The following is a 20554-nucleotide window of genomic DNA, read 5'->3' on the forward strand; positions in this document are numbered from 1 at the left end:
TTTATGCGCACCATCATTGCGAAACCATCTACTTTACACAAACATGAAAAACACATTAATGTGTCAACCATGTCCTAATACATGTGTCACCTATGTCTCCGGTCTATACAGTGCAAGCAAAGAAAAGTAACTCGCCTAAAGGCGAAAAGGAAAGTTGGTTAGTATGCCGAAGCAGACCCACTGTTACCAAAAAGTTAAAGAATTACCTTCTTTACTTAAGCCAACAATGCCGCAATCCGCCGCGCACATTCTGGCGCCATGGTGACGCCATAGCGAAAATGACCGGTATTCAAATACAGATTTTCAATGTTTGGATGACGGCCTATCGTCGGGATATTGTGCGGCGTGCCGGGGCGCAAGCCACTCCAGTGTTTGATCACTGATTGCCCTCGCAAGGCTGGCAGAATCGCCTCGGCTTTTTGCAGCATTTCCTGACGCATGCTTTCAGTCACCCCGGTATCAAAACCGACATCTTCCAGACTACTGCCGGCTAGCAAGTGCCCATCGCGGCGTTGCAGCATGTAAAAACCTTCACGGTAAAGAATATGCGGTAGCAGGCCAGGGGACATCTGATACAACAGCATTTGCCCGCGCATGGGTTTGATCTCCAGACTTAGAGCGGTTTGTTTGAGTAGCTCAAAACTCCAGGCGCCGGAGGTGACGACAAAATGGTCGGCCGACAAGGTGTCGCCCGTTGTGGTTTGCCAGGTGTGGATGCTGGAAGCACCTTCTTGCAAAGGCATGAGTTGTGTTTGTTCGCGCAGAGTGACGCCATGCTTGATCAACCACGCTTTGAGCGATTGTAGCAGGCGCGGGTTACGGATTTGCACCACTTCTGGAATCAGCAGGTTATCTCCTTGCAACTCGGCCTGCAGTCCATAGCGCTGGCACCAGTTCAGGGCTGCTTGCTGGTCAAACGGCGGCTGGATCAGCATGCCGCTACGCGTGCATTCAGGGTCTATACCGGTTTCGGCAAAGAGCTCTGCACTGACGGCTGGATAGGCGCGCGCACCAGCCAGCGCCAGCTCGTTGACAACTTCCTGATAAAACCAGGGCAACAGCGGAAAAGCGATGCCCGCCCCAGCCCACGAAGACTCCCCTGACGTTTGCGCAGCGACGATATTGCGCTCAACCAGCGTGACGGTGTGCCCTTGTTTCTTTAACTGCATGGCAGTGAGGCAGCCTACGATGCCACCGCCGACCACGACCACTGAAGTGTTTGCCATAAGACCCGGTATTTAAAATGAAAAAGCCTGAGGCCCCGAGCTGCAACAGTCAGGGCCTCAGGCCTCTATTGTCTTACGGTTTACGGCCAGAAATCAAATAGACTTCCATGGCGATGAGGGCGGCATTGCTACCGAGCAGGACCAGAATATCGCCTTCGTTGAGAATAATATCCGGTCTGGGTGCAATCGGTTCTGGCATATTGGTGCGCCGGAGCTGTTTGACCTCGACTGCAAAATCCTCAAACGGGATATGGTCTAGGCGCAAACCATGCGCATAAAAGTTTTTATACATCTCGACCGAATGCAGTTGTGGCAGAGCGGCGGTGGTCGTATCCGCATCACTCACGCCGCGGAAGTAACCTTTGAACATTTTGTAACGCTCTTCGCGGAACAGACGGATACGTTTGACCACGCGGTTAAGCGGAATCCCCAGCGTGACCAGTGCATGCGAGGCCAGCATGAGGCTACCCTCCAGAATTTCCGGCACCACTTCTGCCGCCCCGGCATCTCGCAGCAAATCCATTTCACTGTCATCATGGGTGCGCACAATCACGGGCAGGGTTGGATATTTCTCCTGGATCACATGCAGAACCTTCATGGTGCCACGCGTTTCGGCATAGCTGACAATCACCGCTTTGGCCCTGGCCAGCCCGGCCGCCTCAAGCACAGAGCGGCGGCCTGCATCGCCGTAAATCACATTTTCACCGGCGGCGGCGGCTTCCTGAACGCGGCTGGCATCCATATCCAGGGCCACATAGGGGATATTTTCTTCGCGCAAAAAGCGGCCCAGATACTGACCACTGCGGCCATAGCCGCAGATGATGACATGGTCGCGCAAATCGAGGCTGTGCTCCTGAATAGTCTCCACCACCTTGTAGCTATTACGCGTATAACTCTTGACCAGTTTGCGCGCAATCCTGCCGTTATATTGAATAATGAACGGCGCCACCAGCATAGAAAGCACGGCCACGGACAGCACCAGCTGTAGGGACTCGCCGTCGATCAAATGCGTTTGCAAGCCCAGGGCCAGCACCACAAAACTGAACTCCCCCGCCTGGCCAAGAATAATGCCGGTACGGACACCCACGCCCATCTCAAAGCCATACAACTTGGTTAAAAAGGCAATCAGGCCAATCTTGAACACCAGGAACAGGGCTAACAGGAAAACAATCAATACAATATGATTGATCAATACGGAAACGTCGAGCAGCATGCCGACGCTGATAAAAAACAGACCCAGCAAGATATCGCGGAAAGGCGCAATATCTGATTCAACCTGATAACGGTATTTGGTCTCGGAAATCAGCATCCCGGCGACAAAGGCCCCCAGCGCAAAGGACAAGCCGACATAGTTGGTGGCTGCCGCCATCAGCAGGGTCACCATCAGCACATTGAGCACAAACAACTCGCGTGAGCGCTGTTTGGCCACCAGCTCAAACCAGAAGTTAAGGATGTTTTTCCCGAACTTGAACAGTAAAAACAGCAGTACAGACGACTTGAACAGCGTCAGCCCCAACACATCCAGCCAATTGTCGCTATGCGAGCCTAGCGTCTGGATCAACACCAGAATCGGAATCACGGCCAGATCCTGGAATAGCAGCACGCCGATACTGAGACGACCATGTCTGGAGTTCAGGTCTACACGCTCCATCAGAATTTTGGACACAATCGCGGTCGAGGACATGGTGATGGCCGCACCAATGATAAAAGCAGAAGTCAGGCTGAGCCCGGCCACTTTGCCCAGCACCAGACTGGCCAGCAAGGTCAGCACGACCTGTCCGCCCCCTAGCCCGAACAGCGTTTTTCGCATGGCATACAGCTTAGGCAGACTAAACTCGAGACCGATGCTAAACATCAAAAACACGATACCAAACTCGGCCACCTGGCGACCGGACTCTTCGTCCTCCAGCAAGCCCAGGGCGTGCGGGCCCAGCACGATGCCGATGACAAAATAGGCCAGCATGGCAGGCAAGCCGAGGATGCGGAACAAGCCCACGGCGAAGACCGAGCTGGTCAGCAGTAATAAAAGATGTATCAGGGAATCAAACATGCAAAGCTCTAACGCATTTATACCAAGCCGGTCAAACAGGGGTTTGATCGCCATCAGCCAGCGCTGAAGGGTCAAGGTCTATTATGAAACGCAATTGTTTCAGGATGATGCATCGTGCCACAAAACTTTGTTTTATGCAAAAAATGTGCCTGAGAATAAAAAAACCGTAAAAAAAGGGTGTTTTACTTTATTGTCAGGCAACTCGCTTGTTATACTAACCCGCCATGATGACAGCAAATTCCGGCATCCATCTTGTTAAAACACCCGATATCGTGTCGCGCGCACGAGGGGTGTTGTTGCACGAAGCCGATGAGATCAGGCATCTGGCAGACCGCATTGGCTCGGCTTTTGAGGCCGCCGTGCATATGCTTCTGGCCTGCAAGGGCCGGGTGGTGGTCACGGGCATGGGCAAATCTGGCCATATCGGCGGCAAAATTGCGGCCACCTTGGCCAGTACCGGCACACCGGCGTTTTTCATGCACCCGGCCGAGGCCAGCCACGGCGACTTGGGCATGATTACGGCAGAAGATGTGGTGATCGCGCTGTCCAATTCTGGCGAGAGTGATGAAATTATTAATATTTTACCGGCGATCCGCCGCATCGGTGCTCGGGTGTTGAGCATCACGGGCAGCGAAGACTCCACCTTGTCACGTGAGTCGGAAGTGCATTTGAGTGCTGCCGTGAGCCATGAGGCTTGCCCACTCGGCTTGGCTCCCACAGCCAGCACGACAGCGGCCTTGGCCCTTGGCGATGCTTTAGCACTCTGCGTGCTGGATTTGCGTGAGTTCACTGCCGAAGACTTCGCCCGTTCGCATCCCGGTGGCAGCTTGGGCAGACGGCTACTGGTGCGCATCAGGGATGTCATGCGCACCGGCGAGGCCGTGCCCCAAATTGATCAACACGCCTCCATTCAGGAAGCCATCACGCAAATTTCACTCAAGGGCATGGGCTTCACGGCTATTGTGGACCACGCGCAACGCCCAATAGGCATTTTTACCGATGGCGATTTGCGCCGCTTGTTTATGCAGGGCAAGAACAATCCACAGGCATCCATTGATACCGTGATGAACAAACAGCCGTATTTGCTGGAGACGAATCAGATGGCGGTTGAAGCAGTTAACATGATGGAGCAGCACAAAATAAATGGCTTTTTGGCAGTAGATGCCCAAGGGCAGTTGGTAGGGGCATTCAATATGCATGACTTATTGAAAGCCAAAGTCGTTTAGCTTAAACAGGCATTAGAATTCAGGCATGCTTAAACACCCCATTTTGTTGCCGATTGCGTTAATGCTGTTGCTGGCGCTGCTGACATTCTGGATTAACCAGAATGTACAAGAGCAAGCACTCAAAATGAACATACTTAATCGCCAAGCGCCGGACTACATGTTGTACAACTTTGTGAGTACCCGCACGGATGCGTCCGGTAATACCAAATATGTGCTGGCGGCCGCAAAAATGCGCCACTTTCCTGCCAATGACTATACAGAATTGCAGCGGCCACGCTTTACCCAGTTTGGCCTGAACAAGCCTTACACGCAAATTTATGGTCAGCAAGGACGTGTTTCCGCCAATGGTAAACTGGTGGAGTTTAGCAAACAGGTCAAGGTGATCCGCCAAGCCTCTGCCACCAAGCCAGAAACACAAATGCAAACCGAGCGGCTTTGGCTGGAGCCGGACACCGAGGTGGCACACACAGACCAGCCGGTGGTCATCCGCCAAAAACCGGCGACAGTGATTACAGGCACGGGCATGCGTTTTGATAACCGGGCTGATACCATGCAATTGTTTAACCGGGTGCATGTGCATTATGAGCGTCCACCCGTCGCCAGCAATTTGGCAAGCCCGGCCCAGGCGTCAAACACAGAACGCCAATGACCGTTGATTATGGAGAAATGAGTTGAACACGCACAAGCCCTTATTTTTAGCGATCTGCATGAGCGTATGGGCGCTATTGTCCATGCCGCTGAGTGTGCTGGCCGAAGAATCTGACCGAGATCAACCGATAGAGCTTGAAGCGGATACCGTGACCGTGAACGATGCTAAAAAAATCAGTATCTACACGGGCAACGTGATTCTTAATCAGGGCACTTTGCAAATCAAGGCGGACAAAATGATCGTACGCGAGGATCAGGACGGCTTTCAACATAGCACCTGTACCGGCAACCCCACCACATTCAAGCAAAAACGTACCGGTAAAGACGAGTGGATGCAAGGCAGTGGTCAACGTATCGAATACAACGCCCGCATGGATAAAGTGCAACTGTATACCAATGCCTGGGTTAAACGTGGTGAAGACATCGTGACCGGGGACTACATCAGCTACGACGCCAACGCTGAGTATGCCGAGGTGATTGGCGGCACCAAAGCCAACCCGAACGGGACGGCTGGCAGCCGCGTCAAGGCCACCATACAGCCTAAAAATAAAACCACACCACCTGTCATTGACAACAAGCCAACCTCTCAACAGGGGTTACGGATGAATCGCTCCTTGCAACTCAAGGTCGAACCTGCCCCTGCCGAAAACACTGGTGAGCAAGGCAAAGAGTAAGCATAAAGATGGAAACCATGGCAGCAGATCAGAACCATTTGCAGGTTAACCGCCTGAAAAAAACCTATCAGGGCCGTACCGTGGTCAAAAACACGACGCTTGAGTTACGCAGTGGCGAAGTGATCGGCTTGCTGGGTCCCAACGGGGCAGGCAAAACCACCAGCTTTTACATGATTGTCGGGTTGGTTGCGCTGGATGAAGGCAACATTACGCTGAATGGCGCCGACGTGAGCCGCGCGCCCATGCATGAGCGCGCGCGCATGGGCCTGGCTTATCTGCCCCAAGAAGCATCCATTTTCCGCAAGCTCAGCGTAACCGACAACATCCTCGCCATTCTTGAAACCCGTCCCTATACGGAAGAGCAGCGTGAGGCGAGGCTTGAGTCCTTGCTGGATCAATTGCATATCCAGCACATCCGCAACAGTCAGGCCGTCAGCTTGTCTGGCGGCGAACGTCGACGCGTTGAAATTGCGCGCTGCCTGGCCACAGACCCTAAATTTATTTTGCTGGATGAACCGTTCGCCGGGATTGATCCGATTGCGGTGATCGAAATACAGAAAATCATCCGCTACCTGAGCAGTCAGAATATTGGTATTTTAATCACCGACCACAATGTGCGCGAAACGCTGGACATCTGTGACCGCGCTTATATTGTCAATGAAGGCGCTGTGTTTGCAGCAGGCACGCCCGATGAAATCATTCAGAACGAAGGTGTGCGTGAAGTGTATCTGGGCAAGAATTTTAGGCTGTAATCCGTCATGAAACAGAACCTGCAATTACGTATTTCGCAAAATCTGGCGCTGACGCCGCAGCTGCAGCAATCGATCCGTTTGCTGCAACTTTCCACGCTGGAACTGAACCAGGAACTGGAAACCATCCTGCAGGAAAACCCGTTACTGGAAATGTCAGACGGTGAAGAAGGCGAGTTTGAAGATAACACACCGCCTCCCCCCACTGTAGAAGCTGAGCCGACAGATGCCAGCTCGTTTGACATGGCAACGCAGCAAGAGATCACCGCACCGGCAGAAAGTCTGCGTGAAGACTTGCACGATGAGCTGGGCGGGAGCGAGAGCGACCTGCCCAATTTAAACGAGGAATTCACGCCGCCAGAGTTTGAAGATGATTATGAAGAGTTTGGCAGCACCAGCAACTGGGACGAAGCCGGACGCAATCATCAGGAAGACGAAGACAGTGACTTTTCCAGACAGGAAACCACCAGCATCAGTTTGCGCGATCATCTGATTGATCAGATACAACTGGCACATTTATCGCAACGTGACATGAGCCTGGTCAAACTGCTACTGGATAGCATCACTGATGATGGCTATCTGGAGCAAGATCTGCAGGAGATTGTGGAGCACTTGCCACTCGAACTTGAGGTCGAGCTGCTGGAACTGGAAACCGCCCTCAAGCTGATCCAGAATCTGGACCCTGTAGGCGTAGGTGCGCGCGATTTACGCGAGTGCCTGCTCTTGCAACTGACGCGTTTGCCGCAAGAAACGCCACACTTGCAAACCGCCATTGCCATTGCCAAAGACCACCTGGCGCTGCTTGCCAACAAAGACTTTGTCAAACTGCGCAAGGTGCTTGGTTGCGATGAAGCGGTACTCAAGGCGGCGCAGCACCTGATCCGCCAGCAAAACCCCAGACCCGGCAGCGAGTTTTCCAGCTTTAGTCACGATCACTTTATCCAGCACGATGTGGTGGTTAAAAAAATCAAGGGCATTTGGGTCGCCTCTTTAAATGATGGCGTGATCCCCAAACTGCGCATCAACCAGATGTATGCGGACATCCTCAAGCGCAACCGCGAGAGTTCAGGCCAATACCTGCAAAGCCAGATGCAGGAAGCCAAGTGGATGATTAAAAATATCCAGCAGCGCTTCTCGACCATTTTGCGCGTGTCACAAGCCATTGTAGATCGCCAGCGCAACTTCTTTGAACATGGTGAAATTGCCATGCGGCCACTGGTGCTGCGTGAAATCGCCGAAGAACTCGACTTGCATGAAAGCACAGTTTCCCGCGTCACCACGCATAAGTATATGCTCACACCGCGTGGCGTCTATGAACTCAAATACTTCTTTGGCAGCTCGGTGGCCACAGATGCAGGCGGCTCCTGCTCTGCCACCGCTATCCGCGCCTTGATCAAGCAAATGGTGGCCGAAGAAAACCCGAAAAAGCCTTTGTCGGACAACCAGATCACCGACACACTGGCACAACAAGGTATCGTCGTTGCCCGCCGTACCATAGCCAAATATCGCGAGTCCCTGAATATTCCGCCCGCGAACTTGCGCAAAACGCTCTAAACAAAAAAGGCCGCAGATGCGGCCTTTTTTGTTTCTCAGCTCAAATCACCTGATTGTGATCTTGGCAAATTTACGTTTACCCACCTGTGCGATCACTGTCACACCTTTAGTCAAAGGCAGATTCTTATCATCCACCTTGACGCTGTCGAGCTTGACGCCTCCTTGCTGCACTGCGCGCATGGCTTCACTGGTGCTTTCAACCAAGCCCGCCTGTTTTAACAATTGGCTAATGCCGATGCTCTCGCCTTCAATGGTCACTTCAACTTCGGGCACGTCATCCGGGATGCCGCCTTTGGCACGGGTCTGGAAGTCCTGCAAGGCTTTTTCAGCCGCGGCTTGACCATGGAAACGCGCCACAATTTCTTGGGCAAAGCCGACCTTGATATTGCGGGGGTTTGCGCCACTGGCGACTTGCGCCTTCCATTCGGCAATGGTTTCCAGCGTCGCAAAAGAGAGCAAATCAATATAGCGCCACATCAGTTCATCTGAAATCGACATGATCTTGGCAAAAATAGTCTCTGGCGCCTCGCTAATGCCAATGTAGTTACCGAGTGATTTAGACATTTTATTGACGCCATCCAACCCTTCCAGCAACGGCATCATCAGCACACATTGCTGCGACTGGCCGGCCTGCTTTTGCAACTCACGCCCCATGAGCAGGTTAAACTTCTGGTCGGTACCACCGAGCTCAAGATCCGCTTGCAGGGCGACCGAATCATATCCTTGCAGTAACGGGTACAGAAACTCGTGAATCGCAATCGGTTGATTACCCTTGAAGCGTTTGGAGAAGTCATCGCGCTCCAGCATGCGGGCCACGGTATGGCTGGCAGCCAGCTTGATCATCCCCGCCGCACCGAGTTCACTTAACCAGTTGGAGTTAAAAACAATCTCGGTTTTGGTGGGATCCAGTATTTTGAAGACTTGTGCGGCATAGGTATCGGCGTTGGCCTTGACCTGCTCCACGGTTAAGGGTGGACGGGTGGCGCTTTTGCCCGTTGGGTCACCAATCATGCCGGTAAAGTCACCGATCAGGAATAAAATCTGATGGCCCAGATCCTGCAACTGGCGCAATTTATTAATGAGGACGGTATGACCCAGGTGCAAGTCGGGCGCGGTAGGGTCAAAGCCAGCTTTCACACGTAACGGCTTGCCTGTTTTCAGTTTCTCGACCAGCTCCTGCTCGATCAGTAACTCATCTGCGCCACGCTTGATAATGGCCAACGCCTTGGCAATTTCTGGGCTCAATGCTGGCACTTCAGATGAGGGTTGTTTGGTATCGGTCATGCGGGTATCCGTCAAATACAACGATGCGCACTGATGGCACCGTCTCAAATAAGTAAAACAGCTATTTTAACGTAATCCCATGCATTTCTGTAAGCGCGGCTGGAGCAGTGTTAAAATGACACCCATGCAAGTTTCTGCCGATCGCTCCCAGCCACGTTTGTTTATTGGACTGATGTCTGGCACCAGCCTGGACGGGGTGGATGCCGTGCTCACCTCGCAATGGGGCGAGCAACTGAGACAAACGGCCACCTATTTTCTGCCCTACCCTGACGCGCTTAAACAGCGTCTACTGGCCTTGCACACGCCCGCCAATAACGAGTTACACGAGGCCGCAGTGGTTGCTAACCAGCTCGCAGAACTCTACGCGCAAGCCGTCAAGCAACTGCTTAAGCTCGCCGACATCCGTGCCGAGGCCGTGACAGCCATCGGTTGCCATGGCCAGACCATCCGGCACTGTCCGACACTGGCAGAGGGCATGGCATACACCATACAATTGGGCAACCATGCCCGCTTGGCAGAATTAACAGGGATCACGGTCATTGGCGACTTCAGAAGTCGCGATATTGCCGCCGGCGGCCAAGGCGCACCGTTAGTGCCGGCCTTCCACCAAGCGGTGTTTACGAGTGCAGACAGGCATCGCGTCGTCATTAATATCGGCGGCATTGCCAACTTGAGTGATCTGCCAGCACACGGACAAGTCACAGGCTTTGACTCGGGACCCGGCAACCTGCTCATGGATGCCTGGACGCAGCAACACACAGGCCAACCCTATGATGCGGGCGGGCACTGGGCAGCTGGCGGGAAAATTAATCCAGACTTGCTCAATGCGATGCTGGCCGATCCTTATTTTGCACTGACCGCACCTAAAAGTACGGGACGCGACCTGTTTAACGACACCTGGTTAATGCAACTGCTGCATCAGTACCCCGACGGTGCACAAAATGTGGCGCGTACCTTGCTTGAGTTAACAGCAGTGAGCATCACCGATGCACTGACGCGATTCTGCCCAGGGGCTCAGGAAGTCTACGTCTGTGGGGGTGGTGCGCATAATCTGGCCTTGCTGAATAGACTGCAGGCGCTGTCTGGTCAGTCCATACAGCTGACGGATCAATTGGGCGTTGGCGTGGACTGGGTGGAAGCGGTCGCCTTTGCCTGGCTGGCGCAACGCTGTGTAGATCATTTGCCGGGCAATTTGGCCGCAGTCACCGGCGCGGCGGGGCCTCGCATTCTGGGTGCCGTTTACCCCAACTAAGCCCCCGGCAACGACGCGTAGCAATGATTCCCAAAAGCAGTGCAAACGCACCAGTGACTTGATTACATCTGGTGCAGGCTTTTGATTGTTTTTTTAACTTTTCCGCGACTGTCACCGCACAAGCGGTGATAAAACAAAACGATTGCGTATAATTTAACCAACTTGATTAAAGACTGAGTACGTTATGGCTACCAAGGCGACCATTACATTTGACAACGATAGTAGCGCAATTGAGCTACCAGTATTAAAAGGCTCACTGGGCACGGATGTGATTGATATCCGCAGCCTGGGCAAACATGGTTATTTCACGTTTGATCCTGGCTTCATGTCTACCGCATCGTGTACGTCTGGCATTACCTTTATTGATGGTGAAAAAGGGCTGCTTTACTACCGTGGCTATCCGATTGAGCAACTGGCCGAGAATTGCGATTTTCTCGAGGTCTCTCACCTGTTGCTGCACGGCGAACTGCCGGATAACAATCAACGTGAGGAATTCGTGAGCACCATCAGCGAACACACCATGCTGCACGACCAGATGAGCAATGTATTCCGTGGGTTCCGCCGCGATGCGCACCCGATGGCGGTCATGATCGCGGTCGTAGGCGCCATGGCGGCCTTCTATCCAGACAACAACAATGTGGCCGACCCAGAATCACGCAAAGTGGCCGCCATGCGCCTGCTGGCCAAAGTCCCCACCATTGCCGCCTGGAGCTACAAGTACAACATTGGCCAGCCATTCATGTATCCCAAAAACAAATTGGGCTACGCCGAAAACTTTATGCACATGATGTTCGCCACGCCCTGTGAAGACTATGTGCCCAACCCGATTCTGGCCCGTGCGTTTGAGCGGATTCTGATTCTGCACGCAGATCACGAGCAAAATGCTTCTACCTCTACCGTGCGTCTGGTCGGCTCCAGCGGCGCCAACCCGTTTGCCTGCATCGCAGCCGGCATCGCCTCGCTATGGGGCCCCTCACACGGTGGCGCCAACGAAGCCACACTTAACATGCTGGAAGAAATCGGCGACGTCAGCCGCATCGGCGAATTTATCAAACGCGCCAAAGACAAAACCGACAGCTTCCGCCTGATGGGCTTTGGCCACCGCGTTTACCGCAACATGGACCCCCGCGCTTCTATCATGCGCAAAACCTGCCATGAAGTGCTCAACGAACTGGGCCTGCACGATGACCCGATGTTCAAACTGGCGATGGAACTGGAAAAAATTGCGCTTGAGGACGAATACTTCGTTTCCCGCAAACTCTATCCAAACGTGGACTTCTACAGCGGCATCGTCATGCGCGCCATGGGCATCCCCAATTCGATGTTTACGGCGATTTTTGCCCTGGCCCGCACTGCAGGCTGGATTTCACAATGGTGTGAAATGAACGCCGACCCCGAACAGAAAATTGGCCGCCCTCGCCAGTTGTATGTGGGGTCTGAACGTCGGGAATTCGTTCCTTTGCATCAGCGTTAGTTTCGCGATGCAAATAGTGAAGAAATAAAAAAACGCCAGATATCATCTGGCGTTTTTTTATTTTGAGTTACGCTAGTTTTAAACCGAGAACGAGCTACCGCACCCACAAGTGGTGGTCGCATTCGGATTACGAATGACAAATTGCGAGCCTTGCAGGCTATCGGTATAGTCGATTTCTGCGCCCATGAGATATTGCAGGCTCATCGGGTCAATCAACAAGGTCACGCCGTCCTTGTCCACCTGGGTATCGTCGTCGTTAACTTCTTCTTCAAAGGTGAAGCCATACTGAAAGCCGGAACAACCACCACCGCTCACAAACACACGCAGTTTCAGCTCTGGCGTACCTTCCTCATCAATCAGCTCTTTGACCTTTTTGGCAGCATTATCGGTAAATACCAAAGGACTAGGCATTTCAAGGGTGGCTTCTGTGGTCATCATAGACTCCTGTAAAATTCGTATTCAGTATATGGCGGTAATCCGCCGGATTTCAAGTGGCTGCGTTTAACTGTCTTCTGTCGTTGATGTTTCTGTTGGGCTCGCTTCGGCCTGCTCACCCAGATAAATCAGTTTTCCTTCAATCACGGCACCGGTGTGCATTTCGAGCGATTTGTAATACAGGTCGCCGATAATACGCGCCTTGCTTTGCAACTCGATAAAGACGGAAGACCGCACCGGCCCGCGTATCATGCCGTTCAGTACAATTTTGGAAGCCTCTACACTGCCGGTCACCGCCCCGTTTTCACTGATAATCAGTGTACTGGGATGGGTTTGCTTTTCAATCACATTACCAACGATCAAGCCATCTACTCTTAAGCCACCTGCAAACTGCATATTGCCATTTAACTGCGTTTCATGCCCGATCAGGGTATCAATGTGACTGTCAATTTGAACACTTTTCTTGAAAAACATGCGACTTCCTGTTCCGAATTTACTTAAATGGCAATCCTGATTGCGTCAGCGCTGCTCACACAGACTCAATGCTTGGTCATGTTCTTGTAAAAAACCAGCTCCTCTTTGAGCTTGATATTTTCGTCCTGCTGCGCAGTCAGTGTTTTGGCCAGGTTGTTGCTCGTTGCCAATTCCACCTGTAACTCACGCTGGGAAGCGATCAGTTTCTTCTGCAACTCAATATTTTCCGTCGTGACCTGGCGCAGGCGATGCCGAATATTTTCACTATCATCATCATGCAACACCCAGTAGGCCAATGCAAACCCAATCACCACATAGGAGACCGCCAATATCCCCTGAAAGTACCAGGGACGATGTGAGCGCACAGCCACCTGTTTGGCAGTCAGGCCAAAGTGATTCCTGAGTCTTCTGCGGATAGGCCTGATCATTATGGCAACAATGGCAACACTTGCAAACCAGCCTCAGGGGCCAGATTGAACATCAGGTTCATGTTCTGCACCGCTTGACCAGAGGCGCCTTTAACCAGGTTGTCCTGCACGACAATGATTGTGACATAATCATCTGCCTGTGGGTACACCGCCATCCTTAAAACATTCGATCCACGGACCGAGCGTGTCTCGGGAAGCGCACCGGCCGGCATCACATCGACAAAAGTCGACCCCTGGTAGCGTTGCTCATACACCTGCTGAATGGATGCCCGCTGCGCTTGCCTATTGAGTTTGACATGGAGCGTACTGAGCATGCCGCGTATCATCGGGATCAAATGCGGCACAAAGATAAGCTGGACAGCTTCATTGCCAGACAGTTTTTTGAGTTGTGCCAGAATCTCGGGATGATGCCTGTGCCCGGCCACACCATAGGCTCTGAGGTTATCACTCGCTTCAGAGAACAGCGTAGACACTTCTGCTTTTCTGCCGGCGCCGGAGACACCCGACTTCGCATCCGCGATAATTGGCACCGAGAAATCAATCCAGCCTTGCTCAAGTAAGGGCGCCAACCCCAGCAACACGGTGGTGGGGTAACACCCTGGATTACCAATCACTTGCGCCTGCTGCACCTCTTCGCCATATAGCTCTGGCAAGCCGTAGACGGCATCTTGCAAAATATCGGTACAGCTATGGGGGAGTTTGTACCATTTTTCAAAGACAGCGGCATCCTGCAACCGGAAATCTGCTGCCAGATCAATCACCTTCACGCCAGCAGCCACCAGCGCAGGCGCTTGTGCCATGGCCACCCCATGGGGCGTTGCAAAGAACACCACATCACATTGGGTCAGATCAACGGTCGCTGGGTCACTAAAGGCAAGTTCAACGACGCCACGCAAACTGGGAAACATCTCTGCCACAGGCAGGCCCGCTTCACCCCGTGAAGTAATGACCTGCAATTGCACATTTGGATGACGCGCCAGCAAGCGCAATAACTCTACACCGGTATACCCTGTGCCGCCAACGATGCCTACCTTAATCTTTTCCATCTGCCTTACCCAGTTGAGGAGTTAAAACGCACACTGCGTAAAAAGTTAATTAATATAAATGAAAAAGGCCGCCAATGCGACCTTTTTGCACAACAGGTTTGTAACAAACGTTGAAAAATTAACGTTTGGAGAACTGTTTCCGACGACGTGCTTTACGCAGACCGACTTTCTTACGTTCAACTTCACGTGCATCACGTGTTACGAAACCAGCGTGGGACAATGCGCTCTTCAGCGCAGCATCGTAGTCAATCAATGCACGGGTAATGCCATGACGAACTGCACCAGCTTGACCGGATTCACCACCACCATGCACATTGACCAGAATGTCAAAGCTCGCAGTGTTGTTGGTCAATTCCAGAGGTTGACGCAAAATCATGCGAGAAGTCTCGCGTGAGAAGTACACGTCAGCTGGCTTGTCGTTTACAACGATATTGCCGCTACCGGACTTGATGAACACACGTGCCACTGAACTTTTGCGGCGGCCTGTGCCGTAGTTGTATTTACCGATCATGTTTTATCCTAATCGTCTTGAATTAGATGGTTAATGGTTGCGGTTGTTGCGCAGTATGCTCGTGCTTGTCACCCGCATACACTTTCATTTTTTTGATCATGGCATAGCCCAAAGGACCTTTTGGCAACATGCCTTTCACTGCTTTTTCCAATGCACGGCCTGGGAAACGGTCTTGCATTTTGGAGAATGAAGTGGTTGTAATACCGCCTGGATAACCAGAGTGACGGTGGTACAGCTTGTCACCAGCCTTGTTACCGGTTACTTTAATTTTGTCCGCATTGACTACGATGATGTAGTCGCCTGTATCCACGTGCGGTGTGTAAATAGCTTTATGCTTACCACGCAGACGATGAGCGATTGCGCTGGCCAGACGACCCAATACCAAGTCAGTGGCGTCAATCACGAACCAGTCACGTTGTACTTCATGCGATTTTGCTGAAAAAGTTTTCATTTTATAACTACCGAGTTATAGCGTATAAATTAAGAGGGCGGATTATATGCTAGCTTGAGAAAGCTTGTCAACGGATTATTCTAAAATAATCCCTGACCAATGCCGCGAGCCTTGATGATCTTATCAGGCTGCAGATTTGGGGCTGTTTGCCATCAATTTTGCAAATAAGTTGAAGTAAAGTATGCTTTTTAAGCAAAAGATCTTTGTTTTATCAGGAATAATTGCAAACAGATGCTATATTAGCTCAAGTTTCGACTTGATGCACTGAATCATTTCAACCGCAGAGATTAAAAAATAATATTTTCATGCGCTCAGGCCATTCACAGACGCGAGAGTCCACGATTACAACAGCATTGCGCTGCATGGCGTTGCCATTGTTGCTTTTGTTAGCGCCAACCTCACTCGTGCAAGCCGCGGATTTATCCGCATTCCGCTTTGAGTCTGAACCTGGCCAACCCCTGCTAGCACAAGTGCCGATCACGCATGCCACATCCAGTACGGACATCAGCTGTTTTCAACTGCAGCAATCTGTGGCTGATTTTGTGCATCTGGAATACACCACACTGAGCACAGATCAAGGCATGCTCATGCTATGGTCCGACCGCGCAATGAGCAGCCCGGTCAAAGTCACCCTAACAGATACATGCCAACGCACCGCGCAGACCTTTACCCTGCACCCGGACATGAAAGTGTCGTTTGAAGTAGAGGCGCCTCAGCAAACAGCGACCCAGCCAATTACTGCAGAGGCACCCACCTCGAACCCGCAGGCACCCTCTCAACCGATACAGGAGGGCATCCCGCTGGAGGCCTACGACAAGCTACAGGGACAAATCAATGAATTGCAGCAGGCATTTAACACCTTGCAAAGCAAATCCGATGCCCTTTATGCCAGTTCACTGGCGCAAACGAATTTACTTGCCTCTCTGAAATCGCAATTGGTCCATGTGCAGAATGAAAACCACCTGCTACGCACACTGGTGATGACGCTAGGCCTGGCCTTGATCGCCAGCGGCTTTTTCTTTGCCGACTGGCTCAGGCGGCATGCGGCAGTACCCAAGCGCGCCAAAGGCCGTCAACCAGCCTCAGCCACAGAAGAATCCACCGGTCCGGCGACCCAGCCGCAAACCAGCCAGCGATTCGCAACCACTTTGCCGCCACTCACCAGCTCACCAAGTCCTGCACAACCAGTCTCTGGTGCGACGCAACCGCCCTATACCCAACGAACCGGAAGTCGCTTGAAGTCGGTTCCTATCCACGCCAATGATGATGTGCTCGGGCTCGAAGCGGTTCCACAAAAACTCAGCTCACAAAAAAGCACGCAGTCCGTGATGCAAGATGCTTCCAGACTCTTCACACATGGTCGAGTGAATCAGGCCATTGAGCACTTGCAACAACACCTGGCCAAACACCCGAAATGCTCCCCCTGGATGTGGCTGTATTTACTGGATTTATTATCCAAAGAAGGCAAGCACCAGGAGTTTGACATGATGGCCAGCGAATGCCGCAAGCACTTCAACTTGAATGTAGAGCACGCGCCAGACCTCAAACAACAAGGCATCGAATCTTTCCCGCGCGTGATGAAAGCCTTGCAGCAGGCCTGGGGCACGCCGCAGGTGATTGCGCTGATTGACGACCTGGTTTACAACACCCGCCTTGTGCCGCGTATGGGTTTTGAGCGTAGCGTCTTTGAAGACCTCATGCTATTGAAAGAAATTGCCTGCCAGACACAAAACCTGCCTGCAATGCCCCCTGCGCCCAAAGCCCCGGACGAAGAAACCTCCATCAATGGTAACTTGCGCGAGTTGCAGCAACTCTCTGAAGACATCTATATCCTCGCTCCGGCAGAACAAGCGCCCTTCCAGTATTGGACCGACTTCACCTTTGAGCTGGGTGAGCCCGCTGGTGCACGCAAATCAGCCTAACCAATAGGCACCCGCGATGCCTGCGGTTAATGCCGCACCTATCCAGATATTCTCCAAAAATGCCTTGAAACACTGCGTACGCTGACGCGTACGGATCAGCCCATATTGCCTGAATAACTGCAAGGCAGCGGCCAGCCAACCCAGCCAGAATGGCCAGCCCAGCCTGAGCTGAATGGCGACCCAGGCCATCATGACCAGCGTGGCAATCAGGCACAGCATAATCGCGAATACCTCACGGTGACTAAAGGTAATCGCGGATGAACGGATGCCGATCTTAAGGTCATCTTCACGGTCCACCATGGCATAAGCCGTATCATAGGCCACTGACCAGGAGACATTCGCCAGCAACAACCACCAGGCAGTTGCCGGCACAGCCCCCTGTAAGGCAACAAATGCCATCGGGATACCAAACCCGAACGCAATGCCCAAATAGGCCTGTGGAATGGCAAAAAAGCGTTTGGTGTACGGGTAGCTAACCGCCAGAAACAAAGCTGGGACGGACCACAGCACCACTTGCATGCCCAGCGTACACACCAGCACAAACGCTATCAAAGATAGCGCTACCGCCACGGCATAAGCCTCTTTGACAGAAATCTCCCCGGTCGCCAACGGCCGGCGTTGAGTGCGCGCCACCGCGCCATCCCAGTGCCGGTCGGCAATGTCATTCAATGCGCAGCCGGCTGAGCGCATCAGTATCGTACCCAACACAAACACGGTTGCCACCCATAGATCAGGGAACCCTGCGCCTGCAATCAACAGCCCCCACAATGTGGGCCAGAGTAGCAACCAAATCCCGACCGGCTTATCCAGACGGGTTAAGCGATAATACGCATGCCAGTTGATGGTTGACTGCATTACAAAAGCTTTCCGATTAAAAAATTAATCATGGGGATGATCCACACAAGCAGGCAAAAACACTTCTGTCACCAGCAAAAGGTGATGATGCAGACGGAACAAGGAGCGCCTTGCCCAAAGGGGATATTGCTGCAACTGCGGATGATAGCGGCATACCGCCTGATGCAAGGGATGCTGTGCGTACAATTTGCGGAACTGCAACGGCCCACGTGTGACTTTAGGATTGGCAAACAGCGCTGCCCCGAGCGGCACCCGCCCGATTGCACGCAATCGGCACCATGGTCCGCGCAAATCCTGACGCGCGATGACACTATGCGCAAACACGCGCGGCTGGCCGTTTCCGCGCAACATGACTTCTCGCACCCATGCACGGGACATCGCATGCAGGCGCAACATGGCCTGTTCGTCTACATGCGGCTTGCGCCAGGCTTGCGCCAACAGCTCCACCGAAAACGCCGGATAGTGTTTTTTCAGGCGGGCAGTTAATGAACCCCTTTCCTGCAACCAGGACCTAAAGGGGGTTTGACCAACAACCGCGCGTTGCCAGGCCCGCTCAGAAGATTGCTTCAGTTGCCGCATCTCGGTCAATGTGGCAAGGGAAACGTTTTGGGCAACCACACCCATATTTTTCCTTGTTGGCGCATGGCCCCCGCCAGTTTGCCAGCAGCCTCGCCTTCTCCCCAATACACATCGGCACGCACCCCACCCTTGATCGCCCCGCCTGTATCCTGGGCTTGCATCAATTGCTGCAAAGGTGCCACATCATTGGGGTAAGTGGTCGCCAGATAGACCGGGGCGCCCAGGGGAATGTAAAACGGATCGACGGCAACACTACGCGCAGCTGTGAGCGGCACCCCTAATGCACCCAGTGGACCGGACAACCCCGGTGGCAGCAACTTGAAAAACACATAACTGGGATTCGCATCCAGCAAACCGCGTAACTGCTCGGGATGCTGCTGTGCCCAAGACTTGATCCCCTGCATGGAGGCCTCGCTGGCAGTCATTTCTCCGCGCTCCACCAGGATCTTGCCAATAGACTGGTAAGGGTGCCCATTCTGGTCGGCGTAACCTACGGGAACACGCTCGCCGTTTTCAAGCGCAATGATGCCCGACCCCTGTACCTGCAGAAAAAATGCTTCTACCGGATCGCTGACCCAGATTAACTCACTGCCATTCAACGGCGATTGCGGCTGCTCAATTTCTGCCCGCGTGTAATAGGGAATCAGCGTTTGACCCTGCAAGCGGCCACGCACGCGTTTATACTTGAGCTCGGGAAACAATGCCGACAAATTCACGGTAATCAAATCCGACGGCACTTGATAAAGCGGGACGCGGTAACGCGGACTTGCTTGCCTAGCCCCTTGCAACACAGGCTGATAATAGCCGGTGATCAAGCCCTGCGAGGTGCCATCTGCCTGCCGCGTGGCATACACATTAAAATATTGCTGCCAGTAGGCCTGAATGGCAGACACATCCTCAGACTGCACCAAGAGCGCGGCAGCACAAACCGCTTTCCAGTCCGCTTTGTTTTTGAGCCCCTGACATCCTTGTAGCCATGCCTTCCAGCTGGCGACCCAGTCTTCTTTTTCTAACCCTGGCAGGTCGGCCCACTGCGCGGGCTGGAGCAAGGCAAAGGCTTGTGATGGCGTAACAGGCGGGACACTGCCACTCGTACCGGGCGTTTCAACCGCAGGCTTGCTCGGAGCTGGCGATGTTCTGCCCGAGGTGTCCGGCGTTGGCACCGTTTGACATCCTGCCAGCCATAGCAGACTGGAAAGGACAAGACATAGACGGATGACAGAACTGTTTTTGATGGTTAACACGTTTGTGACTTCAACTTAAAGACCATTGATGGGTCTACGGCCTCATGCAGCAGACAGCAGACGAGGCAAATGTTTGCGCGTGCGGTTTAATGCAGCCCGGCTGCCTGATGCAACCAGAACGTCGGGATATCGACTTCAAACCAGTGCCCATCGACGGCCACCATCTGATAAGTGCCATACATTTCCCCACTGGGTGTACTGAACATGACGCTACTGGTATAGCGGTATTCTGCATCGGGCGCCAGCAAGGGCTGCTCGCCGACCACCCCCAGCCCTTTGACTTCCCGCACCTGTTGCATGGCATCGGTAATCACCCAGTGTCGACTGATCAGCTGCGCAGGCGTTTGCCCGATATTGCGGATCGTAATCGTATAGGCATAGATGTACTGCCCCGTTTCCGGCGAAGACTGATCAGGCAAGTACTCTGTCTCGACAGACACCTGACAGGCATAGAGGGCGCGTTCGGTCACAT

The 20554-nt window shown here is 52.9% G+C and carries 21 protein-coding genes; 8 read left to right on the forward strand and 13 right to left on the reverse strand.

Going from position 1 to position 20554, the window contains the following annotated elements; translation table 11 throughout:
* Positions 1-215: 215 nt before the first annotated feature.
* Both INP77_RS14045 and INP77_RS14050 read right to left on the reverse strand, forming a co-directional pair.
* Positions 216-1226, reverse strand: coding sequence for an FAD-binding oxidoreductase (locus INP77_RS14045; RefSeq protein WP_194749708.1), 1011 nt, complete (start codon positions 1224-1226; stop codon positions 216-218).
* 73 nt (positions 1227-1299) lie between these two features.
* A complete protein-coding gene (locus INP77_RS14050) occupies positions 1300-3276 on the reverse strand; it encodes a cation:proton antiporter (protein WP_194749709.1) in 1977 nt (658 codons plus the stop codon).
* 224 nt (positions 3277-3500) lie between these two features.
* On the opposite strand from INP77_RS14050, the gene INP77_RS14055 reads away from it, so the two are divergent.
* Genes INP77_RS14055 through INP77_RS14075 form a run of 5 tightly spaced genes read left to right on the forward strand, consistent with a single transcriptional unit; the run spans position 3501 to position 8127 of the window.
* Positions 3501-4502 (forward strand): SIS domain-containing protein, encoded by a 1002-nt coding sequence (locus tag INP77_RS14055; protein ID WP_194749710.1) that lies wholly within the window; start codon positions 3501-3503, stop codon positions 4500-4502.
* 25 nt (positions 4503-4527) lie between these two features.
* Positions 4528-5151 (forward strand): LPS export ABC transporter periplasmic protein LptC, encoded by a 624-nt coding sequence (lptC, locus tag INP77_RS14060; protein ID WP_194749711.1) that lies wholly within the window; start codon positions 4528-4530, stop codon positions 5149-5151.
* Positions 5152-5173: 22 nt separating this feature from the next.
* Positions 5174-5824 (forward strand): lipopolysaccharide transport periplasmic protein LptA, encoded by a 651-nt coding sequence (gene lptA, locus INP77_RS14065; RefSeq protein WP_194749712.1) that lies wholly within the window; start codon positions 5174-5176, stop codon positions 5822-5824.
* Positions 5825-5832: 8 nt separating this feature from the next.
* Entirely contained in the window at positions 5833-6576 is a 744-nt protein-coding gene (lptB, locus tag INP77_RS14070; RefSeq protein ID WP_194749713.1) for an LPS export ABC transporter ATP-binding protein, read from the forward strand.
* Between the two features lie 6 nt (positions 6577-6582).
* Complete coding sequence (locus INP77_RS14075) at positions 6583-8127, forward strand: RNA polymerase factor sigma-54 (protein WP_194749714.1); 1545 nt, start codon at positions 6583-6585, stop codon at positions 8125-8127.
* A 45-nt stretch (positions 8128-8172) separates the two neighbouring features.
* On the opposite strand, the gene tyrS is transcribed toward INP77_RS14075, so the two are convergent.
* On the reverse strand, positions 8173-9411 hold the full coding sequence (tyrS, locus tag INP77_RS14080) for a tyrosine--tRNA ligase (protein ID WP_194749715.1): 1239 nt from the start codon (positions 9409-9411) through the stop codon (positions 8173-8175).
* A 124-nt stretch (positions 9412-9535) separates the two neighbouring features.
* Between tyrS and INP77_RS14085 the strand changes: the two genes are divergently transcribed.
* The gene (locus INP77_RS14085) at positions 9536-10663 is read left to right on the forward strand and encodes an anhydro-N-acetylmuramic acid kinase (protein WP_194749777.1); all 1128 of its coding nucleotides are present in this window, start codon (positions 9536-9538) and stop codon (positions 10661-10663) included.
* A 184-nt stretch (positions 10664-10847) separates the two neighbouring features.
* Complete coding sequence (gene gltA / locus INP77_RS14090) at positions 10848-12137, forward strand: citrate synthase (RefSeq protein ID WP_194749716.1); 1290 nt, start codon at positions 10848-10850, stop codon at positions 12135-12137.
* 78 nt (positions 12138-12215) lie between these two features.
* On the opposite strand, the gene erpA is transcribed toward gltA, so the two are convergent.
* The 6 genes from erpA to rplM all read right to left on the reverse strand — a co-directional run bounded on the left by erpA (position 12216) and on the right by rplM (position 15482).
* Positions 12216-12572 (reverse strand): iron-sulfur cluster insertion protein ErpA, encoded by a 357-nt coding sequence (gene erpA, locus INP77_RS14095; RefSeq protein WP_194749778.1) that lies wholly within the window; start codon positions 12570-12572, stop codon positions 12216-12218.
* 66 nt (positions 12573-12638) lie between these two features.
* Positions 12639-13046: a polymer-forming cytoskeletal protein gene (locus tag INP77_RS14100; RefSeq protein ID WP_194749717.1), complete on the reverse strand. Its 408-nt coding sequence runs from the start codon at positions 13044-13046 to the stop codon at positions 12639-12641.
* 65 nt (positions 13047-13111) lie between these two features.
* Positions 13112-13474 (reverse strand): hypothetical protein, encoded by a 363-nt coding sequence (locus tag INP77_RS14105; RefSeq protein WP_194749718.1) that lies wholly within the window; start codon positions 13472-13474, stop codon positions 13112-13114.
* Positions 13474-14520, reverse strand: a complete 1047-nt coding sequence (gene argC, locus INP77_RS14110; protein ID WP_194749719.1) for an N-acetyl-gamma-glutamyl-phosphate reductase — start codon at positions 14518-14520, stop codon at positions 13474-13476. The genes INP77_RS14105 and argC overlap by 1 nt, the downstream gene beginning before the upstream one ends.
* 118 nt (positions 14521-14638) lie before the next feature.
* Positions 14639-15031: a 30S ribosomal protein S9 gene (gene rpsI / locus INP77_RS14115; RefSeq protein WP_049639496.1), complete on the reverse strand. Its 393-nt coding sequence runs from the start codon at positions 15029-15031 to the stop codon at positions 14639-14641.
* A gap of 22 nt (positions 15032-15053) precedes the next feature.
* Positions 15054-15482 carry a 50S ribosomal protein L13 gene (gene rplM / locus INP77_RS14120; RefSeq protein WP_194749720.1) on the reverse strand — a complete coding sequence of 143 codons (429 nt, stop codon included), beginning with the start codon at positions 15480-15482 and terminating at the stop codon, positions 15054-15056.
* 362 nt (positions 15483-15844) lie between these two features.
* Here rplM and INP77_RS14125 point away from each other — a divergent pair, with 362 nt between their 5' ends.
* Complete coding sequence (locus INP77_RS14125) at positions 15845-17404, forward strand: FimV family protein (RefSeq protein ID WP_194749721.1); 1560 nt, start codon at positions 15845-15847, stop codon at positions 17402-17404.
* Here the strand turns inward: INP77_RS14125 and ubiA are convergent.
* The 4 genes from ubiA to apaG form a co-directional block, all read right to left on the reverse strand.
* Positions 17396-18259, reverse strand: a complete 864-nt coding sequence (ubiA, locus tag INP77_RS14130; RefSeq protein WP_194749722.1) for a 4-hydroxybenzoate octaprenyltransferase — start codon at positions 18257-18259, stop codon at positions 17396-17398. The genes INP77_RS14125 and ubiA overlap by 9 nt on opposite strands.
* Before the next feature lie 24 nt (positions 18260-18283).
* Positions 18284-18883 (reverse strand): chorismate lyase, encoded by a 600-nt coding sequence (locus INP77_RS14135; RefSeq protein WP_228518957.1) that lies wholly within the window; start codon positions 18881-18883, stop codon positions 18284-18286.
* On the reverse strand, positions 18844-20001 hold the full coding sequence (locus tag INP77_RS14140; protein WP_368667947.1) for a murein transglycosylase A: 1158 nt from the start codon (positions 19999-20001) through the stop codon (positions 18844-18846). The genes INP77_RS14135 and INP77_RS14140 overlap by 40 nt, the downstream gene beginning before the upstream one ends.
* 167 nt (positions 20002-20168) lie before the next feature.
* Complete coding sequence (gene apaG / locus INP77_RS14145; RefSeq protein ID WP_194749723.1) at positions 20169-20552, reverse strand: Co2+/Mg2+ efflux protein ApaG; 384 nt, start codon at positions 20550-20552, stop codon at positions 20169-20171.
* Between the last annotated feature and the right edge of the window lie 2 nt (positions 20553-20554).

This window comes from Methylophilus sp. 13, from assembly GCF_015354335.1.
GTDB classification, from domain to species: Bacteria; Pseudomonadota; Gammaproteobacteria; order Burkholderiales; family Methylophilaceae; genus Methylophilus; species Methylophilus glucosoxydans.

Coding starts and splice junctions, on each gene's coding strand:
- INP77_RS14045 (WP_194749708.1), bottom strand. CDS start 1,226: ATGGCAAACACTTCAGTGGTCGTGGTCGGCGGTGGCATCGTAGGCTGC.
- INP77_RS14050 (WP_194749709.1), bottom strand. CDS start 3,276: ATGTTTGATTCCCTGATACATCTTTTATTACTGCTGACCAGCTCGGTC.
- INP77_RS14055 (WP_194749710.1), top strand. CDS start 3,501: ATGATGACAGCAAATTCCGGCATCCATCTTGTTAAAACACCCGATATC.
- lptC (WP_194749711.1), top strand. CDS start 4,528: ATGCTTAAACACCCCATTTTGTTGCCGATTGCGTTAATGCTGTTGCTG.
- lptB (WP_194749713.1), top strand. CDS start 5,833: ATGGAAACCATGGCAGCAGATCAGAACCATTTGCAGGTTAACCGCCTG.
- INP77_RS14075 (WP_194749714.1), top strand. CDS start 6,583: ATGAAACAGAACCTGCAATTACGTATTTCGCAAAATCTGGCGCTGACG.
- tyrS (WP_194749715.1), bottom strand. CDS start 9,411: ATGACCGATACCAAACAACCCTCATCTGAAGTGCCAGCATTGAGCCCA.
- INP77_RS14085 (WP_194749777.1), top strand. CDS start 9,536: ATGCAAGTTTCTGCCGATCGCTCCCAGCCACGTTTGTTTATTGGACTG.
- gltA (WP_194749716.1), top strand. CDS start 10,848: ATGGCTACCAAGGCGACCATTACATTTGACAACGATAGTAGCGCAATT.
- erpA (WP_194749778.1), bottom strand. CDS start 12,572: ATGACCACAGAAGCCACCCTTGAAATGCCTAGTCCTTTGGTATTTACC.
- INP77_RS14100 (WP_194749717.1), bottom strand. CDS start 13,046: ATGTTTTTCAAGAAAAGTGTTCAAATTGACAGTCACATTGATACCCTG.
- INP77_RS14105 (WP_194749718.1), bottom strand. CDS start 13,474: ATGATCAGGCCTATCCGCAGAAGACTCAGGAATCACTTTGGCCTGACT.
- argC (WP_194749719.1), bottom strand. CDS start 14,520: ATGGAAAAGATTAAGGTAGGCATCGTTGGCGGCACAGGGTATACCGGT.
- rpsI (WP_049639496.1), bottom strand. CDS start 15,031: ATGATCGGTAAATACAACTACGGCACAGGCCGCCGCAAAAGTTCAGTG.
- rplM (WP_194749720.1), bottom strand. CDS start 15,482: ATGAAAACTTTTTCAGCAAAATCGCATGAAGTACAACGTGACTGGTTC.
- INP77_RS14125 (WP_194749721.1), top strand. CDS start 15,845: ATGGCGTTGCCATTGTTGCTTTTGTTAGCGCCAACCTCACTCGTGCAA.
- ubiA (WP_194749722.1), bottom strand. CDS start 18,259: ATGCAGTCAACCATCAACTGGCATGCGTATTATCGCTTAACCCGTCTG.
- INP77_RS14135 (WP_228518957.1), bottom strand. CDS start 18,883: ATGGGTGTGGTTGCCCAAAACGTTTCCCTTGCCACATTGACCGAGATG.